Origin of the sequence: Bacillus mycoides (assembly GCF_001757995.1) — a bacterium.
Lineage (GTDB): Bacteria > Bacillota > Bacilli > Bacillales > Bacillaceae_G > Bacillus_A > Bacillus_A mycoides_B.
The window spans coordinates 39,482-51,268 of the sequence record NZ_LXLV01000065.1 but is presented as its reverse complement, the minus strand read 5'-3'; the positions used below and the strand labels follow the sequence as shown (position 1 = coordinate 51,268).

Sequence of the window (11,787 nt, the reverse complement as noted above, 5' to 3'; positions counted from 1 at the left end):
TACTCTTGAAAGAAGTTATTACTGTCCATTAGAGCGGGATTAAAAGCGACTTTTCGTGCTGAAATAAGAAGGAGATGTTATATATGTTGGATAAAGAGGCTTTGGTAGAATCATACCGCGGACAGTTACAAGTCGTTTTAGAAAGTAAAGTAGAAGAGTTTCAAATGTTCGGTTACGACCGAGTGACAGATAATGATATTTGGAAGTTTCTCAAGGCGAAAAAGTGGAAAAAGATAGACAGTGATGTTAGGTTATATGAATTGGTAAATGATGTATTAAGAGTAAGTACTAATGAATATATGAATTATTTAACTGTTGAAGCATATCAAGCACCACTTTGGTCGTTTGATGAATATGAAAATAAATAACCGACTGTAATTGGTTTGTTCTTCCTTTTGCAGTATAATGATAGGTATTGATAAAGAGGAATTAATTATGTCTAAGATTATATATAAAGGAGGTAGTGAAGAGAAAAAATAAATAATGAAAGTGTAGGTATTGTGAAAATCTTACCGACACAGCTAGTGATGAACTAGCGAAAATACATGTATTTTATAGAAAGTAAGTCTACTAACTAGGCGTATGCACACGTGCAAAAGTGAATCGTAAGAGATTTATTGAAAGTGTTAGTAGCAGAAAGAGGGTACATATGGCAAAGCGTGGTACAAGAATTGCCGCCTTTTTCCTCATCGTTTTATTAATTGGTGGAGTAATTGGTGCGGCAGGAAAAGACATAGCAAAAGGAATTAGTCTAGGACTAGACCTTCGCGGTGGTTTTGAAATTCTGTATGAAGTAAAACCAGCCAAAAAAGGTGATAAAATCGATCGTGATGCACTTGTAAGTACAGTAGGTGCTCTTGAAAATCGTGTCAATGTTCTTGGTGTAAGTGAGCCGAACATTCAAATCGAAGGGGAAGATCGAATTCGTGTACAGCTTGCTGGTGTACAAGATCAGCAAAAAGCACGTGAAATGTTATCAACACAAGCGAAACTAACATTCCGTGATGTGGATGATAACCTACTTATGGACGGAACGGATTTAAAAGGCGGCGGAGCGAAGCAAACATTTGATGAGCAAGGCCGTGCGAGCGTAGGTCTTACACTAAAAAGCGCTGAAAAATTCCGTGAAGTAACTGAAAAGATTTCAAAAATGCCACCACCAACGAATTTAATGGTAATTTGGCTTGATTTTGAAGAAGGAAAAGATTCGTATAAAGCAGAAGCTGCAAAACCGAATCCAAAGTTTTTATCAGCAGCAACAGTAAGCCAAGTATTTAACCAAGCTGAAGTATCTATCGTAGGTGGAAACTTCACAGTTGAAAGTGCGAAAGAACTTTCATCTTTATTAAATGCAGGTGCACTTCCTGTTGATTTAAAAGAAATGTATTCAACATCTGTTGGAGCGAAATTTGGTCAACAAGCATTAGAGCAAACGATTTTCGCTAGTGCGATCGGTATTGCTATTATCTTCTTATTCATGCTTGTATTCTACCGTTTACCAGGACTTGTAGCGGTTATTATGTTAGGTTTATACATTTTCGTTACATTACTTGTCTTTAACTGGATGCATGCAGTTCTTACGTTACCAGGTATTGCGGCATTAGTGCTCGGGGTTGGTATCGCAGTTGATGCGAATATCATTACGTACGAGAGATTGAAGGAAGAGCTTAAAATTGGTAAGTCGCTGATGTCAGCATTCCGTGCTGGTAACCATCGTTCATTATCGACAATTTTAGATGCGAACATTACAACAATTGCAGCAGCTGGTGTATTATTCGCTTACGGTAATAGCTCTGTAAAAGGATTTGCAACAAGTTTAATCGTAAGTATTTTAGTTGGTTTCATTACGAACGTATTTGGTACTCGTTTCCTACTTGGATTACTTGTAAAGAGCCGTTACTTCGATAAAAAACTATCTTACTTCGGTGTTAAGGAAAAGGATATTATTCCATTAACAAAAGGTGTAGTACATCCACCAACGAAATTTGATCGTATTAACTTCGTAAATATCGGTCATAAATTCTTCTTATTCTCAGTTGTAGTCGTAATTGCTGGGGCAATTATATTACCGATTTTCAAAATGAACCTTGGAATTGACTTTGCAAGTGGTACACGTATTGACTTGCAATCAAAACAAGCACTTACTGTGTCTGACGTTCATAAAGACTTCAACGAACTGAAGATTGATGTGAAAGAAGAAAATATTGTACCGACTGGTAATGATAATAAAGGTTTCGCAGTTCGTACGTTAGGTGTTCTATCAAAAGATGAAATTGCGAAAACAAAAACATTCTTTAACGATAAATACGGTACAGAGCCAAACGTAAGTACAGTTTCGCCGACAATCGGTAAAGAGATTGCACGAAATGCATTCATCGCGGTTCTGATAGCTTCATTGGTTATCATCTTATACGTAAGTATTCGTTTCCGCTTTACATATGCATTATCTGCAGTAATCGCATTATTACATGATGCGTTCGTTATGATTGTTGTGTTTAGTCTTTTCCAGATAGAGGTAGATTTAACGTTTATCGCTGCGGTATTAACGATTATTGGTTACTCTATCAATGACTCAATCGTTACGTTTGATAGAAACCGTGAGTTATACAAACAGAAAAAACGAGTTCGTGATTTAAAAGATTTAGAAGAAATCGTAAACTCAAGTATTCGTCAAACAATTGGTCGTTCAATTAATACTGTTTTAACAGTGCTGTTCCCAGTAATTACACTACTTATTTTCGGTAGTGAATCACTGCGTAACTTCTCACTTGCACTATTAATTGGATTAGTTGTAGGTACGTACTCTTCTATTTTCGTTGCCTCTCAAATTTGGTTAATGCTTGAAAACCGCCGTTTGAAAAAGGGCAAAAACAAGAAGAAGGTTGAGAAAGAAGTATCTGAACCGCAAGTATAAAAAAGGTGATGCCTCATTATGAGGCATCTCTTTTTTCGTTTGTGGATACAATAAGATAGCAACTTTTGAAAGAATAAAATGGAAGAAAGTGGTGGTGTTATCGTTGTTTTTGTTACAATAAAAAGATAGGTTAAGAAAAGAAGGGATTTTAATTATGGAAAAAGATGAACGTTTTAAACAGGCCGAGTTTGGTGCTATCGTCGGGATCGTTGGTAATATTATATTAGCGATTATAAAAGCGGTAATTGGTTATATCGGGAACAGTAAAGCGCTATTGGCAGATGCAGTGCATTCTGGATCAGATGTAATTGGTTCGCTAGCTGTACTTTTTGGATTGCGAGCAGCAAAGCAGCCGCCTGATGAGGATCATCCGTATGGTCATGGTAAAGCGGAATCGATTTCAGCAATTATTGTTGCGGTATTATTATTTATTGTTGGATTGGAAATCGCGATTTCGTCTATAAAAGCTTTTTCGCAAGAACTAGAACCGCCGAAAGGAATTACGATTTTTGCTGTTATTTTTTCTATTGTCGTGAAAGAAGGAATGTTTCAATATAAATTCCGGTTAGGGAAGAGGATAAAAAGTGATGCAATTATTGCAAATGCATATGAACATCGTTCGGATGTGTTTTCTTCAATTGCAGCTTTAATCGGCATTTGTGCAGCTATTATCGGTGGTAAGTTAGGTATAGATTGGCTTGTATATGCTGATCCAATTGCGGGATTATTTGTTTCGATTCTCGTTGCTAAGATGGCGTGGAGTATTGGAGCAGAAGCTATTCATGCAACGCTCGATCATGTTCTGCATGAAGAAGATGTTGTTCCGCTTAGGGAGGCAGTTTTTCAAGTGGAAGGTGTGAAAAAAATCGGCTCTTTATATGCAAGGGAACATGGCCACTATGTTATTGTTGATATTAAAATATCTGTAGATCCATATATCACTGTAGAAGAAGGTCACCGCATTGGAAAACATGTAAAAGAAACACTTATGAAACAAGATAACGTACAAAATGTTTTTGTACATATTAATCCGTATTCTCCAAATTAAACATAATGGATATTTAGTTATATAGATATCGAATCGTAGTTTGCATTATATTGTCACCCCTTAATCTGTCTTGTATAATGGATAGGTTAAGGGGTGATTTCGTGTTACAACCGAAGACGCGTTGGAAAGAAAAAGAATATAATGAGGAACTAGTGAGTGAATTAGCAAATAAATTGCAACTATCACCTCTTGTGACTTCATTATTTCTCGGCAGAGGCTTAAATACAGAAGATAAGATTGTAGACTTTTTAAATACAGCAGATCAAGAATTTCATGATCCATTTTTACTTGAAGGAATGGATCGGACTGTAGAGCGTGTGAAAAAAGCTATTGAAAATGGAGAACAAATATTAATATTTGGCGATTATGATGCGGACGGAGTAAGTAGTACGACTGTGCTATACCTTGCTCTCAAAGAATTAGGTGCAGAAGTAGAGTTTTATATTCCAAATCGTTTTACTGAAGGTTATGGGCCAAATGAAGAAGCGTTTCGTTGGGCGCACAGTGCAGGGTTCTCACTAATTATCACTGTCGATACTGGTATCGCAGCGGTACATGAAGCGAAGGTAGCGAAGGAACTTGGAATAGATCTTATTATTACAGATCATCATGAGCCACCACCAGAATTACCAGAGGCACTTGCCATTATTCATCCGAAATTAGAAGGCGGTGTTTATCCGTTTCATTATTTAGCGGGTGTTGGTGTTGCATTTAAAGTTGCACATGCACTTTTGGGCCGTGTACCAGAGCATTTATTGGAAATTGCAGTAATCGGTACGGTAGCCGATTTAGTATCGCTTCACGGTGAAAATAGATTGTTAGTACAGCGTGGACTGAAGCATATGCGAATGACTCGAAATATCGGTTTAAAGGCGTTATTTAAAGTTGCTAACGTTTCGCAAAGCGAAATTACAGAAGAAAGCATCGGATTCTCACTCGCACCTCGTATTAATGCAGTTGGTCGTTTGGAAGATGCAACACCTGCTGTACACCTTCTATTATCAGAAGATCCAGAGGAAGCGAAAGAGCTAGCTGAAGAAATTGATGAGCTGAATAAACTTCGAAAAGATATTGTAAAGCAAATTACAGAAGAAGCTATCGCTGAAGTCGAAAATAAATTCCCGCCAGAAGAAAATAAAGTATTAGTCCTTGCAAAAGAAGGCTGGAATCCAGGGGTAATTGGAATTGTCGCTTCTAAGTTAGTTGAACGTTTTTATCGTCCGACGATTGTATTAAGCATTGATCCTCATAAAGAAACAGCAAAGGGATCGGCTCGTAGTATTGCAGGATTTGATTTGTTTGCAAACCTTTCAGATTGCCGTGAATTGTTACCGCATTTCGGAGGTCATCCGATGGCGGCGGGAATGACGCTTAATATGAATGATGTGGATGAATTAAGACGCAGGTTAAATGAGCAAGCAGATTTAATTTTAACAGAAGAAGATTTTATTCCGATTACGGCAGTGGATGCATTTTGTAAAGTAGAGGATGTAACGCTTGCCGCGATTGAGGAGATGCAAAAGTTAGCGCCATTTGGCGTAGGAAATCCGAAACCGCGTATTGCGGTGAAAGATGCTGACTTAGAAAGTATCCGTGCAATTGGATCTGATGGGTCTCATTTAAAAATGGCTCTTCGTGATGGACAAGCAACACTGGACACGATTGGATTTGGATTTGGTACTTATGCGAAAGAAATCTCTCCAGTTGCGAAGGTTTCTGTAGTAGGAGAAGCGTCCATTAATGAATGGAATAACTTTAAAAAGCCGCAATTAATGGTGCAAGATATTGCTATAGAGGCATGGCAATTATTTGACTGGCGTAGTATGCGTAATGTAGAAGCAAATTTAGCAGAACTTCCGAAAGAAAAAATAACCATGGTGTATTTTTCTGAAGAGGTATTGAATAAGTTTTCTTTAGAGGGCTATAAAGAACAGCTCCTGCATGCATCAGAGGTAACGCATTTAGATGATCAATATATTGTGTTACTCGATTTGCCGAAAGGAACAGATGAATTGCGTGATTTATTTAAAGTAGGATTTCCATCTCGAATTTACACGCTATTTTATCAAGAGAACAATCATTTATTTAGTACAGTCCCAACGAGGGAACACTTTAAATGGTACTATTCTTTCTTAAGCCAAAAAACACCATTTTCTTTAAGGCAATATGGGGAACAACTGTGTCGTCATAAAGGTTGGTCGAAAGATACAGTAAATTTCATGACACAGGTGTTTTTTGAGTTAGAATTTGTTACAATAAAAGACGGTGTCATTTTTATGGCCGAACAAAAACAAAAGCGTGATTTAATTGAATCGAACACATATCGTGAGAAAATGAACCACTTACAATTAGAGAAAGAATTGGTTTATAGCACATATCAGCAACTATATACATGGTTTGAAACGATTCGTAATCATAAATAAGTAGAACAGTTAGGGTAAAGGATTTGTATTTACAAACCTTTTAGATCTGAGGAGGATTCAGAAATATGGATTTCAAGCAACATATCGCAATTGTACCGGATTATCCAAAAGAAGGTATTGTGTTTAAAGACATTACACCTTTAATGAACGACGGCAAAGCATATAAAGCAGCAACAGATGCAATCGTTGAGTATGCAAAAAAAAGAGACATTGATGTTGTAGTAGGGCCGGAAGCACGTGGCTTTATTATCGGTTGCCCAGTTTCTTATGCATTAGAAGTAGGGTTCGCACCAGTTCGTAAATTAGGGAAATTACCACGTGAAGTAATTACAGTTGACTACGGTAAAGAGTATGGAACAGATGTTTTAACAATCCATAAAGATGCAATTAAGCCAGGTCAACGTGTATTAATTACAGACGACCTGTTAGCTACGGGCGGAACAATCGAAGCGACAATTAAACTAGTTGAAGAACTTGGCGGAGTTGTAGCAGGAATTGCATTCTTAGTAGAGCTTACTTACTTAGATGGTCGTAAAATGTTAGATGGTTACGATGTATTAGTATTAGAAAAATACTAATCATTATATAGGTGAAACTACGGTGATAAAAAAGTACCCGTGAATCTCTTGGAGAGGAGCGGGTACTTTTGTATAATTGCACAAAAAAACATGGTGAAATGTCAGTAAAATCTTTTCCTTTTCACAATTCACAATCATTGGGTTATAATGATAGAATATAATTTATTCTATTCAATAAAGATAAAGTCAATTTTCAATAAAAGGTGATTCGATGGCAAATGAGCAAGTACTAACAGCTGAACAGGTACTCGAGAAAGCAAGTCAATATTTAGCGGATGAAGATATTGAGCTAGTGGCACGTGCTTATGAATATGCGCGTGATGCACATAGCGAACAATATAGAAAATCGGGTGAACCATATATTATTCACCCAATTCAAGTTGCAGGTATTTTAGTTGATTTACACATGGATCCGGCTACAGTATCGGCAGGTTTCTTACATGATGTAGTGGAAGATACAGAAATTACATTAGAAGATATTGAACGGGAATTTAATAAAGAAATCGCTATGCTTGTCGATGGTGTTACAAAGCTTGGAAAGATTAAATATAAATCCCATGAGCAGCAACAAGCAGAAAACCATCGCAAAATGTTTATTGCAATGGCTCAAGATATTCGAGTTATTTTAATTAAACTAGCTGATCGTCTTCATAACATGCGTACATTGAAACATTTGCCTCAAGAGAAGCAGCGTCGCATTGCGAATGAAACGTTAGAAATCTTTGCACCTTTAGCACATAGACTCGGAATTAGTACTATTAAATGGGAGCTAGAGGATACGTCACTTCGCTATTTAAATCCGCAGCAATATTATCGTATTGTGAATTTAATGAAGCGTAAACGTGCAGAACGTGAAGAATATTTAGATGAAGTAATGACTGGCATTCGTGAGAAATTAAAAGAGGTTTCAATTCAACCTGAGATTTCTGGAAGACCAAAACATATTTACAGCATTTATCGTAAAATGGCACTGCAAAATAAACAGTTCAATGAAATTTATGATTTATTAGCTGTACGTGTCGTTGTAAATAGTATTAAAGATTGTTACGCGGTGCTTGGAATTATTCATACGTGCTGGAAGCCAATGCCGGGTCGTTTTAAAGATTATATTGCAATGCCGAAAGCAAATCTATATCAATCTCTTCATACAACTGTAATTGGACCGAAAGGTGATCCGCTAGAAGTGCAAATTCGTACGAAAGAAATGCACGAAATTGCAGAATTCGGTATCGCGGCACACTGGGCGTATAAAGAAGGGAAAACAGCAGAAACAACTGGTACATTAGAGAAGAAACTAACTTGGTTCCGTCAAATATTAGAATGGCAAAATGAAGCTTCTAATGCAGAAGAGTTTATGGAATCATTAAAAATTGACTTGTTCTCTGACATGGTATTCGTCTTCACACCGAAAGGCGATGTAATGGAATTACCACTTGGATCTGTTCCAATTGACTTTTCGTATCGTGTCCATTCGGAAATTGGAAACAAAACAATTGGTGCAAAAGTAAATGGGAAAATGGTGACGCTTGATTATAAATTAAAAACAGGTGACATCATTGAAATTTTAACATCGAAACATTCGTATGGCCCAAGTCAAGATTGGGTGAAACTTGCTCAAACATCTCATGCGAAAAATAAAATACGTCAATTCTTTAAGAAACAACGTAGAGACGAAAATATTGAAAAAGGCCGTGAACTTGTTGAAAAGGAAGTACGTGGTCTAGAGTATGAGATGAAAGAAGTATTAGCGCCTGATAACTTAAAACGTGTCGCTGAGAAATTTAACTTTGCAAATGAAGAAGATATGTTTGCAGCAGTTGGATATAGCGGAATTACAGCGTCGCAAATTGTTACGCGACTAACGGACAAGTTCCGCAAACAACGCGAAGAAGAAGAAATCGTTGAAGTTAAAGAAGTTCGTAAACCGATGAAAATTCGAAAATGGGATTCTGGTGTAAAGGTAAGCGGTGCTGATAATTTATTAATTCGTTTATCAAAATGCTGTAACCCAGTTCCGGGCGATGATATCGTTGGGTATATTACGAAAGGCCGAGGCGTATCGATTCACCGCCGTGATTGTGTAAATGTTCATACAGAAGAAGCTGTAGAACGATTATTAGAAGTAGAGTGGGAAGGTAGCTCTGAAAAAGAAATTGAGTATAACGTTGATATTGAAATTTCAGGTTACGATCGCCGTGGTTTATTAAATGAAGTATTACAAGCTGTTACAGAGACGAAAACGTACATTTCAGCTGTTTCTGGTAGAAGTGACCGTAACAAAATGGCAACGATTAACATGTCGATTTCCATTCGAAATTTACAGCACTTGAAAAAAGTAGTAGAGCGCATTAAACGTGTTCCAGAAATTTATGCGGTACGACGCATGATGCATTAATAGGGAGTGTATAAAAGATGAGAGTTGTTTTACAACGATCAAAAGAAGCGTCTGTCACAGTAGATGGTGAGATTGTAGGACAAATTCCATTCGGTTTAACACTACTAGTTGGCATTACGCATGAAGATACAGAAAAAGATGCAACTTACATCGCTGAAAAAATTGCAAACTTGCGTATTTTTGAAGATGAGAGCGGAAAGATGAACCATTCTGTACTTGATGTAGAAGGACAAGTTCTATCTATTTCGCAATTTACATTATACGGAGATTGCCGCAAGGGAAGACGTCCAAACTTTATGGGTGCTGCGAAACCTGACTATGCAGAGCGATTATACGATTTCTTTAATGAAGAAGTTCGTAAACAAGGATTGCATGTAGAAACAGGGAAGTTCGGAGCAATGATGGACGTTTCTTTAATCAATGATGGTCCGGTGACCTTAATTGTAGAAAGTAAATAGTGTTGCCCGAGAAGAGAGGATTATAGAATCCTCTCTTTTTTCATACATTGTGGTATGTTTTGTTTAGTTATTTGGAATCAATAGCTGTTTCGGCTATGTATAACTATCTCATCAATATGGAACAATAAAAAGTAAAACAACCATATTGAATGTGAGGGATATACGTATGCGCATGAATGAAAAAGGGCATTCTGTTACAAATGGTGCAAATCAACTGTTTAACGTAAATTTACATGATTTTATTTCAAAAGAACAAAACAATACTTCAATGGAGCTTGCTTCTGAGTTCGGGATTTCACTACAAGATGTAAAGCGCCTAAAGAAGCAAATTGAGCGCTCTTAGAGCACTTGACAATCCTACTCAACAAACGTATAGTAATTTTATATTTACATATGAATATAGCCGTTGATAGAGGAGAGTAAATGAGATACACATGGAAAGAGAAGAAATGTCCTAGGCTGAAAACATTTCTACATGATGACTGATTGAAGGACACTCTGTAGGTTTCAACTTGAAAGGCTTATACGCTTAGTAGAGATGAACGCAAATTTAAGCGTTATTAAAAAAGTGGAAGCATACGTGCTTCAATTAGGGTGGCACCACGGGTATAATACTCTCGTCCCTACTGTTCAAACAGTAGAGGCGGGAGTTTTTTTATTTTTATTAAGATTAAAACAATTTGAGGAGGAACTGAATATGTCTATTCAAATCCCACGCGGAACGCAAGATATTCTTCCAGGTAGTGTAGAGTTATGGCAGTATATCGAAGGGCAAGCGCGCGACATTTGCCGTCGTTACAATTATAAAGAAATTCGTACACCAATTTTTGAACATACAGAGCTATTTTTACGTGGTGTTGGTGATACAACAGATATCGTACAAAAAGAAATGTATTCATTCCAAGACCGTGGAGAGCGTAGTTTAACATTACGTCCAGAAGGTACTGCACCCGTTGTACGTTCTTACGTTGAAAACAAAATGTTCGGTGATGCAACACAACCAACGAAATTATACTATATCGGCCAAATGTTCCGTTATGAAAGACCACAAGCAGGTCGCTATCGTCAATTCGTACAATTCGGTATTGAAGCAATTGGTAGTAACGATCCAGCAATTGATGCAGAAGTAATTGCACTTGCTGTAGAGTTTTACCGTGGTATGGGCTTGAAAAATATTAAAGTTGTATTAAATAGCTTAGGTGATGCAGCGAGTCGTCAAGCACACCGTGATGCGTTAATTGCTCACTTTGAGCCCCGAATCGGAGAATTCTGTTCTGATTGCCAATCTCGCTTAGAAAAGAACCCTCTTCGTATTTTAGACTGTAAGAAGGACCGTAATCATGAATTAATGAGCACAGCACCATCTATTACAGAATACTTAAACGAAGATTCAGCAGTATACTACGACAAAGTACAAGAGCTATTAACGATGATGGATGTTCCATTTGAGAAAGATCCGAATTTAGTACGTGGTTTAGACTACTACCAACACACCGTTTTTGAAATTATGAGTGAGGCAGAAGGTTTCGGTGCTATCACAACATTAAGTGGCGGTGGCCGTTATAACGGACTTGTACAAGAAATCGGTGGACCGGAAATGCCAGGTATCGGTTTTGCGATGAGTATTGAGCGTTTAATTATGGCGCTGAAGGCTGAAAATATTGAGTTACCAATTGAACATAGTATTGATTGTTACGTTGTAGCACTTGGTGAAAAAGCGAAAGACCGTGCTGCAAAAGTTGCGTTCGATCTTCGTAAAGCTGGACTATCAGTTGAAAAAGATTATTTAGATCGCAAAATGAAAGCACAATTTAAATCTGCAGATCGTTTAAATGCGAAATACGTAGCTGTATTAGGGGAAGATGAGCTAGATAAAGGCATCATTAACTTAAAAGATATGGCAACAGGCGGACAAGAAGAAGTGTCGTTAGATGTATTTGCTTCATATGTAGCAGAGAAATTAATATAGGG

General features: G+C 37.3%; 9 protein-coding genes and 1 other annotated feature. All 9 genes read left to right on the top strand.

Going from position 1 to position 11,787, the window contains the following annotated elements; translation table 11 throughout:
* Window positions 1–83 precede the first annotated feature (83 nt).
* A complete protein-coding gene (locus BWGOE10_RS22095; protein ID WP_002112000.1) occupies window positions 84–368 on the top strand; it encodes a post-transcriptional regulator in 285 nt (94 codons plus the stop codon).
* 281 nt (window positions 369–649) lie between these two features.
* A complete protein-coding gene (gene secDF / locus BWGOE10_RS22090) occupies window positions 650–2,914 on the top strand; it encodes a protein translocase subunit SecDF (protein ID WP_070144967.1) in 2,265 nt (754 codons plus the stop codon).
* A 154-nt stretch (window positions 2,915–3,068) separates the two neighbouring features.
* Window positions 3,069–3,962, top strand: a complete 894-nt coding sequence (locus BWGOE10_RS22085) for a cation diffusion facilitator family transporter (RefSeq protein WP_070144966.1) — start codon at window positions 3,069–3,071, stop codon at window positions 3,960–3,962.
* 101 nt (window positions 3,963–4,063) lie between these two features.
* A complete protein-coding gene (gene recJ, locus BWGOE10_RS22080) occupies window positions 4,064–6,385 on the top strand; it encodes a single-stranded-DNA-specific exonuclease RecJ (protein ID WP_070144965.1) in 2,322 nt (773 codons plus the stop codon).
* A 65-nt stretch (window positions 6,386–6,450) separates the two neighbouring features.
* The gene (locus BWGOE10_RS22075; protein ID WP_000346222.1) at window positions 6,451–6,963 is read left to right on the top strand and encodes an adenine phosphoribosyltransferase; all 513 of its coding nucleotides are present in this window, start codon (window positions 6,451–6,453) and stop codon (window positions 6,961–6,963) included.
* Between the two features lie 211 nt (window positions 6,964–7,174).
* A complete protein-coding gene (relA, locus tag BWGOE10_RS22070; protein ID WP_070144964.1) occupies window positions 7,175–9,358 on the top strand; it encodes a GTP diphosphokinase in 2,184 nt (727 codons plus the stop codon).
* A 17-nt stretch (window positions 9,359–9,375) separates the two neighbouring features.
* Window positions 9,376–9,816: a D-tyrosyl-tRNA(Tyr) deacylase gene (locus tag BWGOE10_RS22065; RefSeq protein ID WP_070144963.1), complete on the top strand. Its 441-nt coding sequence runs from the start codon at window positions 9,376–9,378 to the stop codon at window positions 9,814–9,816.
* A gap of 166 nt (window positions 9,817–9,982) precedes the next feature.
* On the top strand, window positions 9,983–10,159 hold the full coding sequence (locus BWGOE10_RS32975; protein ID WP_002015300.1) for a hypothetical protein: 177 nt from the start codon (window positions 9,983–9,985) through the stop codon (window positions 10,157–10,159).
* A gap of 54 nt (window positions 10,160–10,213) precedes the next feature.
* Window positions 10,214–10,444, top strand: a binding site (T-box leader).
* Between the two features lie 69 nt (window positions 10,445–10,513).
* Complete coding sequence (gene hisS / locus BWGOE10_RS22060) at window positions 10,514–11,785, top strand: histidine--tRNA ligase (RefSeq protein WP_070144962.1); 1,272 nt, start codon at window positions 10,514–10,516, stop codon at window positions 11,783–11,785.
* The last annotated feature ends 2 nt before the right edge of the window (window positions 11,786–11,787 follow it).